Annotated in this window: 18 protein-coding genes, 8 tRNA genes and 1 rRNA gene (1 of these 27 only partly in view); all 27 read left to right on the top strand. The window is 48.9% G+C overall.

Going from position 1 to position 20732, the window contains the following annotated elements:
- Positions 1 to 1443, top strand: a 23S ribosomal RNA gene (locus MHB46_RS13470); it begins 1485 nt to the left of the window's first position.
- Between the two features lie 129 nt (positions 1444 to 1572).
- Positions 1573 to 1664 (top strand) — tRNA-Ser (locus MHB46_RS13465).
- 31 nt (positions 1665 to 1695) lie between these two features.
- Positions 1696 to 1772: transfer RNA gene (locus tag MHB46_RS13460), tRNA-Met, on the top strand.
- A 10-nt stretch (positions 1773 to 1782) separates the two neighbouring features.
- Positions 1783 to 1858 (top strand) — tRNA-Val (locus MHB46_RS13455).
- A 4-nt stretch (positions 1859 to 1862) separates the two neighbouring features.
- Positions 1863 to 1938 (top strand) — tRNA-Thr (locus MHB46_RS13450).
- Between the two features lie 23 nt (positions 1939 to 1961).
- Positions 1962 to 2038: transfer RNA gene (locus tag MHB46_RS13445), tRNA-Asp, on the top strand.
- Positions 2039 to 2116: 78 nt separating this feature from the next.
- Positions 2117 to 2189 (top strand) — tRNA-Phe (locus tag MHB46_RS13440).
- 9 nt (positions 2190 to 2198) lie between these two features.
- A tRNA-Tyr gene (locus tag MHB46_RS13435) sits at positions 2199 to 2284 on the top strand.
- A gap of 7 nt (positions 2285 to 2291) precedes the next feature.
- Positions 2292 to 2364: transfer RNA gene (locus MHB46_RS13430), tRNA-Lys, on the top strand.
- A gap of 159 nt (positions 2365 to 2523) precedes the next feature.
- Positions 2524 to 3666 carry a PucR family transcriptional regulator gene (locus MHB46_RS13425; protein ID WP_341162585.1) on the top strand — a complete coding sequence of 381 codons (1143 nt, stop codon included), beginning with the start codon at positions 2524 to 2526 and terminating at the stop codon, positions 3664 to 3666.
- A 103-nt stretch (positions 3667 to 3769) separates the two neighbouring features.
- A complete protein-coding gene (locus MHB46_RS13420; RefSeq protein WP_165179522.1) occupies positions 3770 to 4894 on the top strand; it encodes an ABC transporter ATP-binding protein in 1125 nt (374 codons plus the stop codon).
- 349 nt (positions 4895 to 5243) lie between these two features.
- Positions 5244 to 6182, top strand: coding sequence for an HPr(Ser) kinase/phosphatase (gene hprK / locus MHB46_RS13415; protein ID WP_013308232.1), 939 nt, complete (start codon positions 5244 to 5246; stop codon positions 6180 to 6182).
- A gap of 47 nt (positions 6183 to 6229) precedes the next feature.
- Positions 6230 to 7285, top strand: a complete 1056-nt coding sequence (gene lgt, locus MHB46_RS13410) for a prolipoprotein diacylglyceryl transferase (RefSeq protein ID WP_209949910.1) — start codon at positions 6230 to 6232, stop codon at positions 7283 to 7285.
- Positions 7282 to 7935, top strand: a complete 654-nt coding sequence (gene ppaX / locus MHB46_RS13405) for a pyrophosphatase PpaX (RefSeq protein WP_061830201.1) — start codon at positions 7282 to 7284, stop codon at positions 7933 to 7935. Before lgt ends, ppaX begins: the two co-directional genes overlap by 4 nt.
- Positions 7932 to 8426 (top strand): acyltransferase, encoded by a 495-nt coding sequence (locus MHB46_RS13400; RefSeq protein WP_081330710.1) that lies wholly within the window; start codon positions 7932 to 7934, stop codon positions 8424 to 8426. The genes ppaX and MHB46_RS13400 overlap by 4 nt, the downstream gene beginning before the upstream one ends.
- 146 nt (positions 8427 to 8572) lie before the next feature.
- Positions 8573 to 9724, top strand: a complete 1152-nt coding sequence (locus MHB46_RS13395; RefSeq protein ID WP_341162584.1) for an acyltransferase — start codon at positions 8573 to 8575, stop codon at positions 9722 to 9724.
- A gap of 341 nt (positions 9725 to 10065) precedes the next feature.
- Positions 10066 to 11271, top strand: a complete 1206-nt coding sequence (locus MHB46_RS13390) for an ATP phosphoribosyltransferase regulatory subunit (protein ID WP_341162583.1) — start codon at positions 10066 to 10068, stop codon at positions 11269 to 11271.
- Positions 11268 to 11912, top strand: a complete 645-nt coding sequence (gene hisG, locus MHB46_RS13385; RefSeq protein ID WP_341162582.1) for an ATP phosphoribosyltransferase — start codon at positions 11268 to 11270, stop codon at positions 11910 to 11912. The genes MHB46_RS13390 and hisG overlap by 4 nt, the downstream gene beginning before the upstream one ends.
- A gap of 68 nt (positions 11913 to 11980) precedes the next feature.
- Positions 11981 to 13294, top strand: coding sequence for a histidinol dehydrogenase (gene hisD / locus MHB46_RS13380; protein WP_341162581.1), 1314 nt, complete (start codon positions 11981 to 11983; stop codon positions 13292 to 13294).
- Positions 13278 to 13886: an imidazoleglycerol-phosphate dehydratase HisB gene (gene hisB, locus MHB46_RS13375; RefSeq protein WP_341162580.1), complete on the top strand. Its 609-nt coding sequence runs from the start codon at positions 13278 to 13280 to the stop codon at positions 13884 to 13886. Before hisD ends, hisB begins: the two co-directional genes overlap by 17 nt.
- A gap of 3 nt (positions 13887 to 13889) precedes the next feature.
- Positions 13890 to 14519: an imidazole glycerol phosphate synthase subunit HisH gene (hisH, locus tag MHB46_RS13370; protein ID WP_235306901.1), complete on the top strand. Its 630-nt coding sequence runs from the start codon at positions 13890 to 13892 to the stop codon at positions 14517 to 14519.
- 90 nt (positions 14520 to 14609) lie between these two features.
- Positions 14610 to 15341, top strand: a complete 732-nt coding sequence (gene hisA / locus MHB46_RS13365; protein ID WP_023986478.1) for a 1-(5-phosphoribosyl)-5-[(5-phosphoribosylamino)methylideneamino]imidazole-4-carboxamide isomerase — start codon at positions 14610 to 14612, stop codon at positions 15339 to 15341.
- Positions 15342 to 15352: 11 nt separating this feature from the next.
- Positions 15353 to 16111 carry an imidazole glycerol phosphate synthase subunit HisF gene (gene hisF / locus MHB46_RS13360; protein ID WP_013308248.1) on the top strand — a complete coding sequence of 253 codons (759 nt, stop codon included), beginning with the start codon at positions 15353 to 15355 and terminating at the stop codon, positions 16109 to 16111.
- Positions 16108 to 16848, top strand: coding sequence for a bifunctional phosphoribosyl-AMP cyclohydrolase/phosphoribosyl-ATP diphosphatase HisIE (hisIE, locus tag MHB46_RS13355; protein ID WP_341162579.1), 741 nt, complete (start codon positions 16108 to 16110; stop codon positions 16846 to 16848). Before hisF ends, hisIE begins: the two co-directional genes overlap by 4 nt.
- 36 nt (positions 16849 to 16884) lie before the next feature.
- Positions 16885 to 17709 carry a histidinol-phosphatase HisJ gene (gene hisJ, locus MHB46_RS13350; RefSeq protein WP_341162578.1) on the top strand — a complete coding sequence of 275 codons (825 nt, stop codon included), beginning with the start codon at positions 16885 to 16887 and terminating at the stop codon, positions 17707 to 17709.
- A 237-nt stretch (positions 17710 to 17946) separates the two neighbouring features.
- Entirely contained in the window at positions 17947 to 19716 is a 1770-nt protein-coding gene (locus tag MHB46_RS13345; protein ID WP_160788553.1) for a tetratricopeptide repeat protein, read from the top strand.
- 39 nt (positions 19717 to 19755) lie between these two features.
- Positions 19756 to 20709: a thioredoxin-disulfide reductase gene (gene trxB / locus MHB46_RS13340; RefSeq protein ID WP_013308252.1), complete on the top strand. Its 954-nt coding sequence runs from the start codon at positions 19756 to 19758 to the stop codon at positions 20707 to 20709.
- The last annotated feature ends 23 nt before the right edge of the window (positions 20710 to 20732 follow it).

Raw genomic sequence — 20732 nt, 5'->3', positions numbered from 1 at the left:
GGTAGTGACGCGGACTGATGGATGTCCGTCTAAGCAGTGAGGCTGATGTGTAGGCAAATCCGCACATCGTTAAGGCTGGGCTGTGATGGGGAGCGAAAATTGTAGTAGCGAAGGTCATGATCTCAGACTGCCAAGAAAAGCCTCTAGCCAGGAGAAGGTGCCCGTACCGCAAACCGACACAGGTAGGCGAGAAGAGAATTCTAAGGCGCGCGGAAGAACTCTCGTTAAGGAACTCGGCAAAATGACCCCGTAACTTCGGGAGAAGGGGTGCCTCGGTAGGGTGAATAGCCCGAGGGGGCCGCAGTGAAAAGGCCCAAGCGACTGTTTAGCAAAAACACAGGTCTGTGCGAAGCCGCAAGGCGAAGTATACGGGCTGACGCCTGCCCGGTGCTGGAAGGTTAAGGGGAGTGGTAAGCCCTTCGGGGCGAAGCTATGAACCGAAGCCCCAGTAAACGGCGGCCGTAACTATAACGGTCCTAAGGTAGCGAAATTCCTTGTCAGGTAAATTCTGACCCGCACGAATGGCGTAACGACTTGGGCGCTGTCTCAACGAGAGATCCGGTGAAATTTTAATACCTGTGAAGATGCAGGTTACCCGCGACAAGACGGAAAGACCCCATGGAGCTTTACTGCAGCTTGATATTGAATTTGGGTACGATCTGTACAGGATAGGTGGGAGCCGTAGAATCTTGAGCGCCAGCTTGAGAGGAGGCATCCTTGGGATACCACCCTGATCGTATCTAGGTTCTAACTTGGTACCGTGATCCGGTGCGAGGACAGTGTCAGGTGGGCAGTTTGACTGGGGCGGTCGCCTCCTAAAGAGTAACGGAGGCGCCCCAAGGTTCCCTCAGAATGGTTGGAAATCATTCGAAGAGTGCAAAGGCAGAAGGGAGCTTGACTGCGAGACCTACAAGTCGAGCAGGGACGAAAGTCGGGCTTAGTGATCCGGTGGTACCGCATGGAAGGGCCATCGCTCAACGGATAAAAGCTACCCTGGGGATAACAGGCTTATCTCCCCCAAGAGTCCACATCGACGGGGAGGTTTGGCACCTCGATGTCGGCTCATCGCATCCTGGGGCTGAAGTAGGTCCCAAGGGTTGGGCTGTTCGCCCATTAAAGCGGTACGCGAGCTGGGTTCAGAACGTCGTGAGACAGTTCGGTCCCTATCTGTCGTGGGCGTAGGAAATTTGAGAGGAGCTGTCCTTAGTACGAGAGGACCGGGATGGACGTACCGCTGGTGTACCAGTTGTTCCGCCAGGAGCACCGCTGGGTAGCTATGTACGGAAGGGATAAGCGCTGAAAGCATCTAAGCGTGAAGCCCCCCTCAAGATGAGATTTCCCAATTAGTAAGACCCCTTGAAGACGACGAGGTAGATAGGTTGGGGGTGGAAGTGCAGTAATGCATGGAGCTGACCAATACTAATCGGTCGAGGGCTTATCCTAAAATAAAACGCAAATGAGTTTCGGATCCAGTTTTCAGGGTGTAACCTTGAAATTGCGCTTGATATTCCAAATCACTTTGGTGAGATACAGAATAACTTGCGGAGTTTTGCTAAGCGAGTCCATTTATATGGAGAGATACCCAAGTGGCTATAAGGGGACCCTCTGCTAAGGGGTTAGACTGCGAAAGTGGTGCGAGGGTTCGAATCCCTCTCTCTCCGCCATTTAGGACAAGCTAGCGAAATATTATGTTATGGCGGTGTAGCTCAGCTGGCTAGAGCGTACGGTTCATACCCGTGAGGTCGGGGGTTCGATCCCCTCCGCCGCTACCATACATACCCAGGAGGCTTAGCTCAGCTGGGAGAGCATCTGCCTTACAAGCAGAGGGTCGGGGGTTCGATCCCCTCAGCCTCCACCATTGTGCCGGTGTAGCTCAACTGGTAGAGCAACTGACTTGTAATCAGTAGGTTGGGGGTTCAAGTCCTCTCGCCGGCACCATTTTTGAATTTTGAAAAATCTAGGGAACTGTGGTGTAGAGGCCTAACATGCCTGCCTGTCACGCAGGAGATCGCGGGTTCGAATCCCGTCAGTTCCGCCATTTTTCAATTCAATAGTTTTTCCGTACTAAAGTGGGAAGGGGTATCCCTCCGCACTTTATTTTTTTGTTAATGGGTATGGCTCGGTAGCTCAGTCGGTAGAGCAGAGGACTGAAAATCCTCGTGTCGGCGGTTCGATTCCGTCCCGAGCCACCTTTATATGGAGGATTAGCGAAGTGGCCAAACGCATCAGACTGTAAATCTGCTCCCTTACGGGTTCGGTGGTTCGAATCCATCATCCTCCACCAGTTTTACGAGCCATTAGCTCAGTTGGTAGAGCACCTGACTTTTAATCAGGGTGTCGAAGGTTCGAGTCCTTCATGGCTCATCAGAAGTCATCAACCTATAGTTGATGGCTTTTTTTGTGTTGTTTTAAGTTATGTTTTTATATAGCTTTTTTATTTTACGGTATCGACAGGTTATAATGAGTTCATTATGTTCGCTTAGTGCTTATTCTATATTCTAAAAAAAGTGAAGTGGTGATCGCGTGACTCTGAATACAGAATGGATTCAGCAACAGCTTCAGAATATTATTCAAGCGCCTTTTACCATAGTGCCCTGGTGCCCGGAAATGATGGCAGAGGGAGAGACAGCCGATTCAGTTATACCGGATAGATCGTTTGTCCATGACAACAAGCTATATTTTCCGTTTCGTGCGTCGGCAGGTGAACTGGCTGCCTTTGTGGTAGAGGCCAGATATTTGACGGATCGAGAACGGAAACTGGTAGAAGCGCTATTGGGGAACATGGAGCAGGTCTGGCAGAACGGTCCACAATTGTCGGATAACCCAGTTTATAGCGAGGAAGAGCGGATGAATCGTTTTGGACAATGGCTCATACAGCAGGCTGCCAATCTAAACAGGGAAGAAGAGGTTCCTGATGAATTGCAGCTTCGTGATTCGCTATCAGCGTGTATGGTTCCGATTTTACTGAATGGCGAGGGAACACAGGAGGGGGCTATTACCTATACGCAGCTCCATCGATTGTTCGCGAGCTATTTTGGAGGGGAAGTGCTGCTTACTCCATTGGACGAACAGTCTTGGCTGATTATGGCTAAAAAGGAGCTTTTATTAGGAGCGGACGATGAACGGGATAAAGACACTGAATCCAGGGATGCAGATTTTACGGAATCGCTGGAGGAGGTTCTTACAGCTTTTAGCTTGGGCCTATATGAGCTTATTGCGAATGAGTGGGTGGGTGTATTCCATTTGGCGGTTTCTAAGCCTTCGATCCCTTTGCAAAGTCTTCCCCAAGAGCTGAATTTGTTATGGGAGACGATACATCTGGGCAAGATTTTTCATGTAACAGAGCACATCCACTTTTCATGGGAGCTTCATTTAGAAAGGCTATTAAGCCGCATTCCCAAGGAACAACGTGTACTATTTTTAGAACAGGTAATGAAATCATCTGTCATACTGGAAGACTCAGAAACGATGGCTACATTAGATATCTTTTTTCAATTGGATTGTAATGTGAGTGAGACAGCTAAGCGTCTGTATGTGCATCGAAATACGTTAATTTACCGTTTAGACAAGATCAAACAGGAGACCGGATTGGACGTGCGGACGTTTAATGATGCGGTTTTGGTCAAGCTCTATCTCCTATTGTACAAAGTGACAAAAAGGAAATAGCATTTTTGTGCAGTTTGCGAATAGCCACGCTACGTGGACTAGGGTAAGATACAAGTAAGAAATGTATTCGATTTCATAACTTGATCTTAGGGAGGCAAAAGCTATGGCTGGTGTACGCTTAGAGCATATTTTCAAAAAATATCCGGGTGCAGATAAAGCTACGGTTGTTGATGTCAATTTGGACATTCGAGATAAAGAATTCCTCGTATTGGTTGGTCCCTCCGGTTGCGGGAAGTCTACTACACTTCGTATGATTGCTGGTCTGGAGGAAATTTCAGATGGTAAATTGTACATTGGGGATCGTGTTGTGAATGACGTGGCTCCAAAGGACCGCGATATCGCGATGGTATTCCAATCCTACGCCCTGTATCCGCACATGAGCGTGTACCAGAACATGGCGTTCGGTCTGAAACTGCGCAAAGTGAAGAAAGAAGAAATCGACAAGAAAGTACGCGAAGCTGCCAAAATCCTCGATATCGAGCACTTGCTGGAACGTAAACCTAAGGCGCTGTCCGGTGGTCAACGCCAACGTGTCGCTCTGGGCCGTGCGATCGTCCGCGATCCTCAAGTCTTCCTGATGGATGAGCCGCTCTCCAACTTGGATGCTAAACTTCGTGGTCAAATGCGTGCTGAAATCACTAAACTGGTTAAACGCCTTGAAACCACTTGTATCTATGTAACACATGACCAGATTGAAGCCATGACGATGGGTGATCGGATTGTAGTTATGAAGGATGGTATTATCCAACAAGCTGCTTCCCCAGATGAACTGTACAACCGTCCAGTGAATCTGTTCGTTGCTGGTTTTATCGGCTCTCCTACGATGAACTTTATCACAGGTAAGCTGGTTGAAAAAGAAGGTGCATTGCATTTTACTGCGCCAGGTCTAGATCTGTTCGTACCAGAAGGTAAAGGACAGATTTTAAAAGCGAAGGGCTATATCGGCAAAGAAGTGATCTTGGGTATCCGTCCTGAGGACATTCATGAAGAGCCTGTATTCTTAGAGGCTTCTCCGAATACGATCTTTACATCCACTGTGGATGTAACGGAAAATCTCGGTCATGAAATGCTGTTGTACTTGAGCGGTGCCGGAAATGATACGATTATTGCCCGTGTAGACGGACGTTCCAATACTCGTGATGGTGTTAAAGCGAAGTTGGCTGTTGATATGAACAAGGTTCATATTTTTGATAAGGAATCGGAATTGAGTATTCTGGTTGGCGAATAAAATTTGCCTCTGGAAGAGAGTCGCAGTTTTCCCCAAGCGGAGAACTGCGACTCTTTTTGTATATCGCATACGGCTACTAGCTTCGGCATTGCATTCATTGGAAAATTCCGATACGATGGGTACAATGGTACAGGTCTAGATGCAGGCAAGGTTCGTTGGCAAGGGTCCTAGATGGGATCAATCCAGCTGTCGGAATAGAGTTAGCCTGGAACCATAGTGTTAAATCAAGTGGAGTGTGGATTGATGCAGTGCAGCATAGACTGGCGTTGGGCTGTATGGTTAATAGGGTAAAGCTACATAAATCAAATGACGTATAGAATCCGGTGTTGCAGATGAAGGGGAGAATACAATGGCTAAACAGGTAAAGGTATCCGAGCTTGTACAGCAGTTTCAAATGGAAGTTATTTCCGGTGAAAAAGGTCTGCGAAGACTGATCACAGTGGACGATTTGAATCGCCCAGGTCTGGAGATGGCCGGGTATTTTGAATATCATACACAGGAGCGGGTACAGCTTCTGGGAAGGTCTGAGTTGGCTTTTCTGGGGATGCTGCCACCTGAGGAGCGACGGGATCGGATGGAGCGTCTGTGTACAGAGCTGACTCCATGCATTATCATCACACGTGGTCTGGAGGTACCGGCTGAGTTAGTGGAGGCGAGCGCAGAACGAGATATTCCTGTACTGCGTACTAATATGGCGACGACGATTTTATCAAGCCGCATCACAGGCTTTCTCGAAAGAAAGCTGGCTCCTACGGCGACTATTCATGGTGTACTGTGTGACGTGTATGGCGTGGGAATGCTTATCACAGGAAGTAGTGGAATTGGTAAAAGTGAAACAGCACTGGAACTGGTTAAACGTGGACATCGCTTGGTAGCAGATGATGCGGTAGAAATTCGGCAAACGTCCGATTTTCAGCTGCATGGTACAGCACCTGAGCTGATCCGTCACCTGTTGGAAATTCGTGGCGTGGGCATTATTAATGTGATGACGCTGTTTGGTGCTGGTGCAGTTCGTAACAACAAACGGATTACATTGGTTGTCCGTCTGGAGGCATGGCAGCAGGACAAGCAGTATGACCGTCTTGGTCTTGATGAGGAAACGACACGCATTATTGATACAGATGTTCCACTGGTTACGATCCCAGTTCGTCCGGGCCGAAACTTGGCTGTTATTATCGAGGTGGCGGCGATGAACTATCGTTTGAAACAAATGGGCGTTAATGCTGCCCTGCAATTTACAAACAAGCTGACTGCTACGATTTCTGAAGATATGGAAGAGATGGATTAAGGTTGATTTGTTCGTTTGCAAGGAAGAACGAGGAGTGAGAGAAACATATGTCAACGGCAACATTACTGCTGAATCCGATCGCTTTTTCAATCGGGGCAATCAAGGTCCACTGGTATGGACTTATTTTGGGGCTGGCGGCGCTTGTGGGTCTATATCTTGCCATCCGTGAAGGAAAAAGATTCGGTATTCCGCAGGACTTTTTTATGGATATGCTGCTTCTGGGTGTTCCATCAGCAATTATTGGAGCGCGTATTTATTATGTAGCCTTCAAATGGGAAGACTACCGAGATAATCTATGGGATGTTTTCAAAATTTGGAATGGCGGTATTGCGATATACGGTGCCTTGATCGGGGCCATTATATGTGCGGTCATTTATTTCCGGTATAAAGGGTATAATTTCTGGCGTATCGCTGATATTTGCGCACCAGGTCTACTAATCGGTCAAGCGATTGGACGCTGGGGTAATTTTGTCAATCAGGAAGCCTACGGTGGACCGACGGAAGAGACTTTTTTGCGAAATCAACTGCATCTGCCGGACTTCATTGTGAATCAGATGAACGTTAACGGGGTGTTCCATCACCCTACATTTTTATATGAATCACTGTGGAGTATTGTAGGTGTGATTTTGCTGCTCGTCATTCGTCGTATGAAATTTGTACGTGCAGGCGAAATGTTTGCTTTTTACTTCATTTGGTACTCGATTGGTCGTTTTTTCATCGAGCGTGTACGGACGGACAGTTTGGCTTTTCAGGGACCGGATTGGCTGGCTTCCTTTGTGAATGCTTTGTGGTCTCCTATGGTGTGGTTAGGGTTTGAACCAGGGCATCTGGACCCGAGTTACGGTAATGTACGGATCTCGCAATTGCTGCCTATTTTCATTGTGGTAGCTGCCGTGATTTTCATTTTGGTTCGTCGCCGGAAGGGCACATCTGTTGCTCGGTATAGCGATCCGATTATCTCCAGTAAAGCGGGGATTGATCAGGTACCTGACGTGACGCCAGAACAGGTATCCCGTCCAGGACAGGACGTGGTTCCTCCAACAGCTACGGCGGATAAGCTACCTAAGGAAGACACGGACGAGGACAAGAAGGAGCATCTATGATAAATACGATTTTGTTTGATTTAGACGGCACCATCATGGATACGAATGAGTTGATTATCAGCACATTTCTACACATTTTGAATCATCCGGATGCTGATCCGCTGACGCGGGAGCATATTATTCCTCATATGGGTGGAACGCTGGACGATCAACTCCGTACTTTTTCGGGATTAACGGATGTATCTGGGTTAGTTAAGGACTACCGTGCTTATAATCAGATTCATCATGATCAAATGGTGAAGCCATTTCCATATGTCATTGAGGTTATTCAGGAGTTGCGTGCGAGAGGAATTAAGCTAGGGGTTGTGACCACTAAAATACGACCATCCACGATACGTGTACTTAATCTGTTCAATCTGACTTCCTCTATGGACTATATTGTGACGGTGGACGATGTAGAGCATCCTAAGCCACACGCTGAGCCAGTCCTTAAGGCCTTAGCAGGCTTGAATGCTGAAGCAAAGCATACATTGATGGTCGGAGACAGTTCTTTTGATATTTTGTCAGCTCAGGCAGCAGGTGTGAAATCGGCTGGTGTAGCTTGGTCGCTCAAGGGCGAGGAAACTCTACGCGGATATGGGCCTGACTACATGTTGCATGATATGCGGGATTTGCTGAAGCTGGAGCTTCAAGGTGTCAATGTATCGTGAGAAAGGTGAACCGCTATCCTGTAGAAGGTCCCAATGCGTTGTGGCAGATTTATCGGACGGTGAGCCGCTGGAAAGGCATTAAGAACTTTATTTTTATACAGATTGCCCGGTATTGTCCTGTGCTTTCTCTGAAAAACGTCATTTACCGCAGAATGCTGGGGATGAAGGTGGGGCAACATGCGGCCTTTGGCCTGATGGTGATGGTGGATGTTTTTTTTCCAGAGTATATTACGATAGGGAACAATTCGGTCATTGGATATAACACGACGATACTGGCTCACGAATACCTCATTGAGGAGTATCGTATCGGTAAAGTGGTGATTGGTGATCATGTGCTGATCGGCGCCAACACAACCATTCTGCCGGGTGTCACCATTGGTGACGGAGCTATCGTAGCGGCTGGAGCGGTCGTGCATAAAGACGTGCCCGCAGGTGCATTTGTGGGTGGCAATCCGTTGCGTGATTTAAGACGCTCTGGTGTGGATGAGTAGTAAATAGCACAATAAGGAAGGCCCCTTATGTATTAAGGGGTCTTTCTTGTGTTGTTTTTCTGTATAATAAGTGGGGTAATGCATGTTGATTATGTTTAAAAATTGATAAAAGACATATTTGCAAGGCGATATGGGAGCGTGTTGATTTGGTCAAAAAAGAACGTATACCAGAGCTTGATATTTACCGGGGAATATTAATTGCAGCCGTTGTTACCATTCATGCGACTTCAATGGCTTTAATTGATGCGCGTCATTCTCTATTGTTTTATCCTTTTTTATTTTTAAATGTGTTTAGTAGCTTTGCAGTGCCAGTATTTATTTTTGTGAGCGGGTTTGTTTTATTTTACAATTATGTCGATAGGCCGCTTCGTGGTAAGAATATGCTTGTGTTTTTCCGAAAAAGACTGATGTTTATTGTGTTACCGTACGTTTTGTTTTCTCTTGTGTATTATTTGACCTTGGTAACACGCGGGTTGATGCCGCTCAGTGATCTTCCGCTCGTGCTGTTAACGGGAAAGGCGTACACACATTTGTATTATGTCATCATCATCATCCAATTTTATTTGGTCTTCCCGCTGTTGTTGTGGGGAGTGCAGCGCTTATGTCATTGGATATCGAGTCCACGGAGAGCAGCCTGTATCATTTTGGCAGTAGGGTTAGTCATTCAATGGGGGTTTGTATTGCTGAACAAATACGTTTGGCAAGAGGAAAGAGGAAGTCTTGCGATTACGTATATCAGTTATTTTGCCTTGGGCGCAGCTGTAGCGATTGGATATGAAGGGTTTAAAAAGTGGCTTTTTCCAGTGTCAGGTACAGTAATTAGACGTGGTCAGTTGATCAGTTGGTGGGGGTTGTGGGCGGCTTGGCTACTCGTGGGTATAGCTTATGTACAAATATGGTTTGTAGCATATCGCAAAGGCATCTATGCAGACTCACTGATCTATGAACTACTCCGTAATGCACATGCCCTCGTATCTGCATTAGTGTTGTTTCAGTGCTCGGTTTTATTATATCGTCATACTAATGATAGGCTGCGAATGTTAATCAGTTGGTTGGGGGCATGTTCTTTCGGTATTTATTTACTTCACCCGGCGTTACTGCGGGTGTATCGCAAGTTAGATTTGCATGGAACACCGATAGAATATATCTTCTCCGTTGCCGGTGGATGGTTGTTGGCGCTGTTTGGCTCATGGCTGATTGTGACGTTGTGTTTTCGATATGTTCCATTTGCATGGATCGGTTTGGGCACGGTTCCGAAGTTTCCTTTCCGGAGTAAAGATGAACAGGTGAATAGCTAAATATTTTGATTTGGACTGTTAGCTTAAAGCTGGCAGTCTTTTTTTAGAGTATAGAGTTTTTAAATTTTCAGTGGAGCTGAACAACTCTATATGCACAAAAAAAATTAACGTAGGCGTGGTCTTGCTCCGTGAAAATACGTTGATAGATGTTTTTCATATAGGATTCATGTATTTTGCATTGGATAAAATATAGAGAGGGGCAGCAGCTTGGCGAATCTGTAAAAAAGGGCTGCGTCGTTCGGTTGACGTTCACAAGTAGAGCATGATAATATATCGAATATACTTTAGTTTGTTAGCACTTTACCATGATAAAGATATTGTGAAATCATGAGGTGATAGAGATGTCTAAGCCAAAAGGATTCGAGATCCCTGTAGGGGTTCGAGATTATCTTCCGCGTGCAGTGTCGAAGCTGCGGGCCATTGAACTGAATGTACTCGAATGCATGGAGCGTTGGGGTTACCGCCAGATTATGACGCCTACGATGGAATACTACGATACGGTGGGAGTGGCTAGTTCTACTTCCGATCGGAAGCTGTTTAAATTACTCAATAACCGGGGGACCACGTTGGTGCTGCGATCGGATATGACCGCTCCAATTGCACGGGTGGTATCTTCGTTGCTAAAGGAAGAGGAAGTACCTCTCCGACTTTCCTATCACGCAAATGTATTTCGGGCGATTGAGGAAGAAGCAGGAAGAGAAGCGGAGTTTTTTCAGACGGGTGTGGAGCTGGTGGGTGATGATTCGCCTGAGGCTGATGCAGAAGTTGTAGCATTGGCAATTGCATCATTACAGGCAGCAGGGGTGACCTCTTTTAAAATTGCCATGGGGCATGTAGGATTCCTGAACGGCTTATTTGAGGAAATCATTCCCGGCCGTCAGGCTGAACAACAAGCGCTAAAGGAACTGTTGCTCAGTCGTGATGTAGTGGGCTACCGAACAGCGATTGGAGCTTTGGGCTTGGCTCCCGAACATCGGGATAAACTTGAGGCTATTCTGCGGCTGCGCGGTGGAAAAGAAATTTGTGACCAGGCTACCCGTCTTAGTGTGGAGCAGCAGACGATTCAATCCATTGCACATTTGTGCGAGGTATGGGAAGTGCTGGAGGCTTACGGCGTATCTGAGCATGTGTTAATCGACCTTACCATGATCGGGGATTTTTCATATTATACAGGAATGACTTTTGAGGGCTATGCGGCGGAGATTGGGTTCCCGGTATGCAACGGAGGCCGCTATGACAATCTGCTTCAGCAGTTTGGTCGATCCGTACCTGCAACAGGATTTGCATTGAAAACGAACCGGATCGTCGATGGTGTGGATGGTATTCAAATGGAGGCGAAGCTTCCTGTACTTATCCGCTATGACGAACAGGGACGCCAAGAGGCGTTGTCCGTAGCGGCAGAGCTACGCGCAACAGGCCTTACTGTGGTAACAGGGCTCACGGACGGACCGGAAGATCGACGTCGTGAGCAGCGGGGCCTGTACGCAGAGGTATACAGCTATACAGCTGAAGGAAGACAGCCAGTACAAAGGAGGGAATTGCCGTGACGGAAACATTGAAGGTAGCCATGCCAAAGGGACGGATTTATAAGCAGGCTTCTGAGCTATTTCGCCGAGCGGGGGTTCCCATTCCGCTGGATGTGGACGAGACGCGCAAGCTGGTCATCCCACTGCCCGAGCTGGGCATGGAATTTATTATGGCGAAGCCCGTTGATGTTCCTACGTATGTGGAGTACGGGGCGGCGGACATTGGCATTGTGGGCAAGGATGTTTTGCTGGAAGAAAACAAGGATGTGTATGAACTGCTGGATCTCGGGATTGCCCGTTGTCGGATGTCGGTGATTGCTTTACCAGATTGGCAGCCAGGTATTCGTCAGCGGGTCGCTACAAAATATCCGAATGTGGCTTCCCAGTATTTTCGGGAGCAAGGCCAGCAGGTGGAGGTTATTAAGCTGAATGGCTCCATTGAGCTGGCGCCGTTAATTGGTCTGGCAGACCGCATTGTTGATATGGTAGAAACGGGGCAGACCTTGCGGGAGAATGGATTGGTCGAGCAAATCAGCATACTGGATATTACCAGTCGTCTGATTGCCAATCGGGTCAGCTACCGGATGAAAAACAGCTCGATTCAGGCATTGTGTGATCGATTGCATCAGGTGATTCCAAGTGCGGTGGCACCCCAGGAGTAAATGAACTAAAGGAATAAGCCAATGGTTAATGGGCATTCTGCAAGCTGCAAGTAAGGGGGAATGGACAAATGAAGATCGTATCAGCCCGTGATTTCAGTCTCCAACGGGAGGTGGATTACGGCACACCTGAGCAAAATGAGGCTGTGCGTACCATTATTCAGTCGGTACGCCAAGAAGGGGATGAGGCTGTCCTGCGGTATACGCAATCGTTTGATGGTGTATCGCTGATAGCAGAGCAACTTCGTGTGACGGAGGAAGAATTGAAGGCGGCATATGAAAAGGTAGAGCCTTCTTTTTTACAGGCGATTCGAGAGGCGGCGGATAATATCCGTGCTTTTCACATGAAGCAAAAACGTAATTCGTGGATGGATTTACAGCCGGATGGTAGCTTGCTCGGCCAAATTATCCGACCGTTGAAACGTGTAGGCGTGTATGTTCCGGGCGGTAAAGCAGCCTATCCATCCTCGGTGCTGATGAATGTTATTCCCGCTCAGGTGGCTGGTGTACCGGAGATTGTCATGGTGACACCCCCGGCGACAGGCGGCAAGGCAGGGATAGATCCATATACACTGGTAGCTGCGGCAGAGGCTGGTGTAACGGAAATATATAGGGTTGGCGGAGCGCAGGCGATTGCTTCTCTCGCTTACGGAACACATAGCATTGAACCAGTCGATAAAATTTGCGGTCCTGGCAACATTTATGTAGCACTGGCGAAACGCGAGGTTTACGGCGCGGTGGATATCGACAGTATAGCGGGACCAAGTGAAATTGTTGTGTTGGCTGACGATACAGCAAATGCCTCTTATGTGGCAGCTGACCTGCTTTCACAGGCAGAACATGACGAAATGGCCTCAGCCATACTGGTTACGCCTTCGCAACGCTTGGCCGAAGAAGTATCGGCTGAAGTACAGCGCCAATTGGCGGAGCTGCCGCGCAGAGATATTGCTGCTGCATCGGTGGAGGCATACGGGGCTATCATTGTCGTCGACACTTTGGAAGAGGGCATCCATATTGTAAACCGACTGGCACCGGAACATTTGGAAATTATGACAGAGCAGCCGATAGAGCATGTGGGTCTGATTGAAAACGCGGGAGCTATTTTCCTGGGAGCATACAGCTCGGAGCCAGTAGGCGATTATTTTGCTGGACCTAACCATATTATCCCGACGAATGGAACGGCGCGGTTTTCTTCGCCAGTGGATATTGATGATTTTATCAAGAAGTCGAGTATGATCTATTACAGCAAGGAAGCACTGCTGCGCAATGGAGAGACGATTATGCAGCTTGCCCGCCATGAAGGACTGGAAGGACACGCACGGGCGATACAAGTTCGATTGGACAATGAAAAGAAGGCGGTGGATGGCGATGGGGAACGAAAATAAAGTAACAGGACGTACAGGCAGCGTCAGCCGAAAGACGAACGAAACAGATATTCAGCTATCTTTTGCAGTAGACGGCACAGGGCAAGCCGAGATTGAAACGGATGTTCCTTTTCTGAATCACATGCTGGATTTGTTCACCAAGCACGGACACTTTGACCTGAATGTACAGGCCAGAGGGGATGTTGATATCGACGATCATCATACCGTAGAGGATATTGGTATTTGTCTGGGGCAAACCTTGCTGGAAGCGTTGGGTGATAAAAAAGGAATCAAGCGCTATGCCAGCGTCTTTGTACCGATGGATGAGGCGCTCGCGCAGGTTGTCATTGATCTGAGTAACCGCCCTCACTTTGAGTATCGTGCCGAGTATCCGTCACAGCAGGTAGGGAGCTTTTCGACGGAGCTGGTGCATGAATTTCTGTGGAAATTTGCGTTGGAGGCTCGCATGACGCTACACATCATCGTTCACTACGGGCAAAATACCCACCATATGATTGAGGCGGTGTTCAAAGCGCTGGGACGTGCACTGGATGAAGCGACATCCATTGATCCGCGGGTGACGGGAGTGCCTTCAACGAAGGGAGTGCTGTAATCCATGTCCATTGCCATTGTGGATTACGGCAGAGGCAATCTGCATAGTGTGAGCAAGGCCGTTGAACGTCTTGGCTATGAGGCTGTAGTAACGGGAGATGCCCAAGTGATTCGTTCCTCCAGCGGTGTGATTTTGCCAGGTGTAGGGGCATTCGGGGACGCTATGGAGCATTTGCGTTCCAGCGGATTGGATCGGGTAATTCAGGAGGTTGCTAGCGCTGGACAACCACTGCTCGGTGTTTGTCTAGGAATGCAACTATTGTTCACTCGTGGTGAAGAATACGGCAGTCACGAAGGGCTTAATATTTTACCAGGCGAGGTCGTTCGATTTGCTCCTGATCTGGGGGTTAAAGTGCCGCATATGGGCTGGAATCGTCTGTGTATGACTCAGCCGGATCACCCGTTGTTACAGGGCTTGGAGGAAGGACATGTGTATTTTGTACATTCCTATCATGCGAAGCCGGAGGTCGAAAGTGACCTGCTGGCGGTGACCGATTATGGTGGGCCCGTAACAGCTATCGTAGGCAGAGGCCATGTATATGGCATGCAGTTCCACCCAGAGAAAAGCGGGGAAATGGGGATGCGACTGCTTCGTCAGTTTTTGGAACTAGCGGAAGCGGAAAAGCGAGCGTAACGATTCATGGGTCTGCAGTTGGTGGCAACTTTGGTCGTTGATGGATGTAATGGCATATAGATGTTGAATAGCTCACAAGGGGGTCATACTTTGTTCACGATATACCCGGCGATTGATATTCGCGATGGCAAATGTGTACGACTAGTACAAGGAGATTATAACCAGGAGACGATATACAACGAAAACCCGGTGGAGGTTGCCCAAGAATGGGAGCGTTTGGGCGGCTCCTACATTCACTTGGTTGATTTGGACGGTGCTAAAGCAGGTCAACCGGTGAACGATGAGCTCATTGGGCGCATCGCTTCTGCGGTGCAAGTGCCTGTACAAGTGGGTGGCGGCTTGCGTACACGTGAACATGTAGAGCGACTGTTGTCGCTGGGCGTGAGCCGTGTGATCTTGGGTACGGCAGCGATTGAGGACCGTGCTTTTACGGAAGCAGTATTGGGTACCTACGGTGATCGGATCGCCATTGGTCTGGATGCACGGAATGGCTATGTGGCCACCCGCGGATGGCTTGAAACCTCGGAGGTTCGAGCGGACGAATTGGCTGCTGAGTTGGCCTCCAAGGGAGCGGAAACGTTCATTTTTACAGACATTTCCCGCGACGGAATGATGCAAGGTCCGAATGTGGAGGCGATCGTAGCGCTTGCGAAAAGCAGTGGACGAACCGTGATCGCTTCCGGCGGTGTCAGCAAGATGGACGATCTAATCACGCTGAGCACCTATGCGAAAGAGGGTGTAGGCGGTGCTATTGTTGGTAAGGCATTGTATACGGGCAGCATTGATTTACAGGTCGCCGTACAAGCTGTAGCAAAGGCATAGGGGGAGTAGGCATGCTGGCTAAACGTATTATTCCCTGCTTGGATGTAAAGGATGGCAGGGTGGTTAAGGGCGTTAATTTTGTGAACTTACGCGATGCAGGCGATCCGGTGGAATTGGCGGCACTTTATGATCGGGAAGGGGCGGACGAAATCGTATTTCTGGATATTTCTGCTTCAGTTGAAGGGCGTGCCACCATGGAAGAAGTAGTTCGTCAGACAGCCGGGGAAATCGCCATTCCTTTCACCGTAGGTGGCGGGATATCTCATGTCGATGATATGAAACGAATTTTGCGTGCCGGAGCTGATAAAATTGGCGTAAATACGGCAGCTGTCCGTAACCCTCAGCTGATTGCGGAGGGTGCGCGCAGCTTTGGCTCACAATGTATCGTTGTTGCCATTGATGCCAAGTACAACGAAGCGTGGGGCGAGTGGGAAGTGTATACGCACGGAGGCCGCACGCCATCTGGTATCCGAGCCTTAGCCTGGGCCAAGGAAGCTGAACAGTTGGGAGCCGGTGAGATTCTGCTGACCAGCATGAATGCGGACGGAACCAAGGACGGCTTTGACCTGCCGCTGACTTCCGCGGTATCGGATACCGTCGGGATTCCAGTTATCGCTTCTGGCGGAGCAGGCAAACAGGAGCATTTCTATGACGTGTTTACGGCGGGCAAAGCGGATGCTGGATTAGCAGCAACGATTTTTCACTATAAAGAAATAGGAATCCCTGAGCTAAAACGGGATTTGAAGCGCAGAGGAGTGGAGATACGATGAGCAACGAATTGAACCAACAGCTATCTCTGGAGCAGATACTGGATAATGTACGCTGGAATGAGGCAGGACTTGTCTCGGCGATTGTGCAGGATGATGCTACGCTTCAGGTGCTTACGCTGGCCTACATGAACCGCGAGTCGCTGAAACTATCTTTGGAGTCGGGAGAGACCTGGTTCTGGTCACGTTCCAGACAGGAGCTGTGGCACAAGGGGGCTACTTCGGGGAATACGCAAAAAATCACCTCCATCCAGCTGGATTGTGACGGTGATGCTTTGTTGGTACGTGTCATTCCGAGCGGTCCTGCCTGTCATACAGGAGCAACGAGCTGCTTTTTCCGTGATATTTCCGCGCCAGGAACGGCTGTAGCACCTGTTGCAGGGAATGCAGGAGACCACATGTTGGTAAATCAAACCGATCATATTTCCAGTGCTTCAGCAGACCGCTTTGAGGTGCTTGCCCAGCTGGAGGCGATTATTAAGGAGCGCGAAGAGACACGTCCTGAAGGTGCCTATACGACTTATCTTTTTGATAAAGGTGTAGACAAAATCTTGAAAAAGGTTGGCGAAGAAGCATCCGAGACAATCATTGCCGCCAAAAATAAAGATAATGACGAACTGCGCCTGGAGGTCAGCGATTTGATTTATCATCTACTGGTGCTGTTGCAGGAGCGCAAGCTACCGCTCGATGACGTGCTGGCTGAGCTGAATCGCCGTCATGAACGTCCTCGTCGTGATTAGTACGGTTTGTTGTAGTGTTGAAAGGGGGAGGGCCGCATGAAAATTGACTATCATACGCATCACGCCCGCTGCGGGCATGCCATAGGGAGTCTGGAAGAGTATGTACAGCAGGGAATTCGGCTAGGGCTGGATCAGCTCGGCTTGTCCGATCACATGCCACTACTGCATGTAAAACCGGCTGACTATTACCCAGAAATGGCAATGCCTATGGAGGAGCTTCCCCGATACGTGGAAGAATGTTTGGAACTGAAGGAACGTTTTAAAGGGCAAATTGATATTCGTGTTGGCTTGGAAGGCGACTACATCGAGGGCTGGGAACGAGAAATCGAAGACATCATCACCGCGTATCCCTGGGATTATGTGATTGGTTCCGTCCACTTTCTCGGTGAATGGGATGTCACGGACTTCCGTCAGGTACACCATTGGGAAGGCAAAAATGTGCTTGAGGTGTACCGCACGTATTATGATGCGGTTTCCAAGGCGGCAGCTACCGGTTTGTATGACATCATGGGTCATTTGGATGTCATTAAGCGCTTCGGCTATCATCCGAGGCCGGAGGAAATGGAGGAGCTGCGTGAACTGGAGCGTGCCGCAATTTCAGCCGTTGCCCGTAGCGGTCGGGCGATGGAACTGAATGCATCAGGGCTTTCGAAGCCCTGTGCCGAGATGTTCCCTAGCCGCCACATGCTGGAAGAAGCTTTTTCGCTAAGCATCCCGCTGACCGTAGGATCGGATGCTCATGATCCGGCGAAGCTGTCCGAGCACTTGGAGAAGGCACGCGCTCTTCTATATGAAGTCGGCTATCGCGAGCTTGCCGTATTTCAGCATCGCGAGCGCTCGCTGGTGCCGCTGACGCTTTAATTATTACGTTTATTGGGTCTAAGTATCATTTCCAGTGGTTAGCCGAACGCTCCCTATTTATACAGGGAAAAAGCGCTCGGCTATTTAGCGTATTGTTATATACATATCTATAGGTATACAAGAGTGTATCCGATTTTTGGAATGAGGCAGGATCGACTGTCAAGTCGTTTTGAAGTTGTGGTATACTGAAGGGTATGAACATGCCAGTTACTTTTAAAGGAGGTGCCTTGGTTATTTATGAAAGGGAAACATCTGCGAGTATCGGAACCTAGCCCTAAAATTATTGCTTTGCGTTTCGACGCATCTTTCTTTTTTGAGAAAGCTGTGCGCTCGCTTGATCGCAATCATTATGACAAGGCATTGAAATATTTTCGCAAAGCCGTTGAATATGAACCGGATAATCCGGTGAATCATTGCAATATGGCGGGTATATTATCAGAGATGGGGGATTATGCAGGTTCGAATGAGATCCTGTCCTCTGTTCTGAGTGACGTAGACTCGTCGATGACAGAGTGTTATTTCTATATGGCGAATAATTACGCTAATATGGAGCAGTTTGAAGAAGCGGAGAAAGCATTGGTCACGTACCTGGAGGAGGACGAAGAAGGCCAGTTTCTTGATGAAGCGGAGGAAATGATGGAGCTGCTCTATTATGAGCTGGACCGTCCAACGAAGCTGAACCGCATTAAGGCCCGGCAGGGAGTAGTAGAGCATGATCAGGCTCGTGTCCTGCTGGAGGAGGGGAAATTTGCTCAGGCAGCCCAGTTGCTCAAGCAAATTTCAGAGGAACAACCGGATATGTTCGCTGCGCGGAATAATCTGGCGCTGGCGTATTACTACATGGGATTGTTCCAAAATGCTAAGGCTACCATTATTCAAGTGCTGGAAGATGAGCCGGGTAATTTACACGCATTGTGCAACTTGGCGATCTTTTATCAGCACGAGGGCGGCGGCCCGGAATTGGATCGTCTGGTGCAGACTTTGGCGGTTACTATACCGTTTCAGGAGGAGCAGGTATTCAAGCTGGCGACCACTATGGGGATTCTCGGACGCCATGAGGAGGCCTACAGACATTTCCGCAGGTTGCTTCATGGCGATGGAGAGAACAATGCGGATGCTTCTTTGTACCATTATACGGCGGTAGCTGCCAGCAATACCGGAAGATATGCGGAAGCTCGGCGGTTGTGGAGTCATTTGCAAAAGCAGGATGCTTCCTCGGAAGTTCCGCGGTTTTTCCTGTCCCGACTGGAGGAACTCCAGCAGGAGGGGACACCGCTGCAAGTGCTCAGCTATCATTATCATCTCCCGTTTGAGGAGCAATTCCGCATGTGGGAGAAGTTTGGTGCTGATCAGGTGCCTGACAGTATGAAGAAGGACCCGCTAATCCGGTCATCCTTCTTCTGGGCCTTGCGCCACGGGGACCGGGCGACTCAGCTTCAGGTCATTCAGGCGTTAAGCTTGATCGGTGATGATGAGGTGCGTCAGGCACTGGAGTCCTTCGTAGAAGACCCGGACCAGGAGGATGAGCTGAAACGCCGTGCCTTGCAAGTATTGCAAGAGCTAGCGGAGCAGGGTGAGCAGAAAATGTACCCGGAAACGGAACATTCTGATCAGTTGGAGGTTGAGAACGATCCGCATACAATTGAAGGTGATGTATCTGCTTCCCCGGTCGATCCACAATGGCAGGCAGTGCTGGATAAGGTACTGACCGTCATGAGCAAGCCATCAGATCCGGCCATGCAGCACGATTTGAGATCGCTTTGGCTGGAGTATTTGGATCGGCTTGCCCCGGAAGTTCCGATGGTTCAGCATACTGAGGGATGGGCAGCGGCGCTGGAGTATTTGACAGCTAAAATGCATCATCATTCAGTCACCTATCAGGAAGTAGCCGATCGTTATGGTATTTCCGTATCGACCGTAAGCCGCTATGCACGCCAGATTGACAGCGTGTGTGGTATCAAACAGAAGCTGAAGCAGCCGCTCTCCACGTTTAAAAAGCAGGTCTGAGACCTGCTCCAAACATCACTTAAAGGAGGCAACAAACGTATGTATAAATCCATAATTATTGGTACAGGTCCTGCAGGCTACACAGCCGCTATTTATTTGGCACGCGCTAACATGAATCCGCTAATCATTGAAGGGATGCAGCCCGGTGGGCAGCTTACTACAACGACCGAAATTGAAAATTTCCCGGGTTTTGAGCAAGGTATCCTCGGGCCTGAACTGATGGATAATATGCGCAAGCAGGCTGAACGTTTTGGCGCTGAATTTACTTCCGGTTGGGTTGAGGAAGTGGATTTCAGCAAACGTCCTTTTAAAGTGAAGGTAGAGGGTAAAGGCATCATTGAGGCGGAGTCGGTCATTATTGCTACAGGTGCGTCCGCCAAATATCTAGGCATTCCGGGTGAGCAAGACAATGTAGGTCGCGGAGTCAGCACGTGCGCAACTTGCGATGGCTTCTTTTTCCGCGGGAAAAAGATTGTCGTGGTTGGTGGTGGCGATTCAGCCATGGAGGAAGCGAGCTTCTTGACCCGTTTTGCTTCCAGCGTAACCTTGGTCCATCGTCGCGATGAGTTGCGGGCATCCAAAATTATGCAAGATCGTGCGCGTGAGAACGAAAAAGTACATTGGGCATTAAACCGGACTCCTCTGGAAGTTGTGACGGGAGAAGCTGGCTTAAAGGGTTTGAAGGTACACAATAATGAAACCAATCAGGATGAGCTGATTGAGGTAGATGGCGTGTTCGTAGCCATCGGGCACACACCGAACACAGGTTTCCTGAACGGACAAATCCATACCGATGAACACGGCTATATTGTAGTGAAGCCAGGCACAACAGAAACGAACATCCCCGGAGTTTTTGCCTGTGGGGACGTACAGGATAACCGTTACCGTCAAGCTATCACGGCTGCGGGAACAGGCTGTATGGCGGCTATGGACTGCGAGAAGTATCTCGAAGGCAGTGCTGTTCACGACTGGAGCGAAACACTGGATCAGTAAAAGCGTGTCTATAGTACACAAAA

The organism is Paenibacillus sp. FSL H7-0703, assembly GCF_038003485.1.
In the GTDB taxonomy this organism is placed as follows: Bacteria; Bacillota; Bacilli; order Paenibacillales; family Paenibacillaceae; genus Paenibacillus; species Paenibacillus polymyxa_B.
Note: the sequence above shows the minus strand (reverse complement) of the source record. Positions and strands in the feature narration are given on the sequence as shown.

Bases quoted from the DNA above. Each gene is read 5' to 3' on its own strand.
- trxB (WP_013308252.1), top strand. From the start codon at position 19,756: ATGTATAAATCCATAATTATTGGTACAGGTCCTGCAGGCTACACAGCC.
- MHB46_RS13420 (WP_165179522.1), top strand. From the start codon at position 3,770: ATGGCTGGTGTACGCTTAGAGCATATTTTCAAAAAATATCCGGGTGCA.
- hisF (WP_013308248.1), top strand. From the start codon at position 15,353: ATGCTGGCTAAACGTATTATTCCCTGCTTGGATGTAAAGGATGGCAGG.
- hisH (WP_235306901.1), top strand. From the start codon at position 13,890: ATGTCCATTGCCATTGTGGATTACGGCAGAGGCAATCTGCATAGTGTG.
- hprK (WP_013308232.1), top strand. From the start codon at position 5,244: ATGGCTAAACAGGTAAAGGTATCCGAGCTTGTACAGCAGTTTCAAATG.
- MHB46_RS13390 (WP_341162583.1), top strand. From the start codon at position 10,066: ATGTCTAAGCCAAAAGGATTCGAGATCCCTGTAGGGGTTCGAGATTAT.
- hisB (WP_341162580.1), top strand. From the start codon at position 13,278: ATGGGGAACGAAAATAAAGTAACAGGACGTACAGGCAGCGTCAGCCGA.
- lgt (WP_209949910.1), top strand. From the start codon at position 6,230: ATGTCAACGGCAACATTACTGCTGAATCCGATCGCTTTTTCAATCGGG.
- MHB46_RS13345 (WP_160788553.1), top strand. From the start codon at position 17,947: ATGAAAGGGAAACATCTGCGAGTATCGGAACCTAGCCCTAAAATTATT.
- hisJ (WP_341162578.1), top strand. From the start codon at position 16,885: ATGAAAATTGACTATCATACGCATCACGCCCGCTGCGGGCATGCCATA.
- ppaX (WP_061830201.1), top strand. From the start codon at position 7,282: ATGATAAATACGATTTTGTTTGATTTAGACGGCACCATCATGGATACG.
- hisD (WP_341162581.1), top strand. From the start codon at position 11,981: ATGAAGATCGTATCAGCCCGTGATTTCAGTCTCCAACGGGAGGTGGAT.
- hisIE (WP_341162579.1), top strand. From the start codon at position 16,108: ATGAGCAACGAATTGAACCAACAGCTATCTCTGGAGCAGATACTGGAT.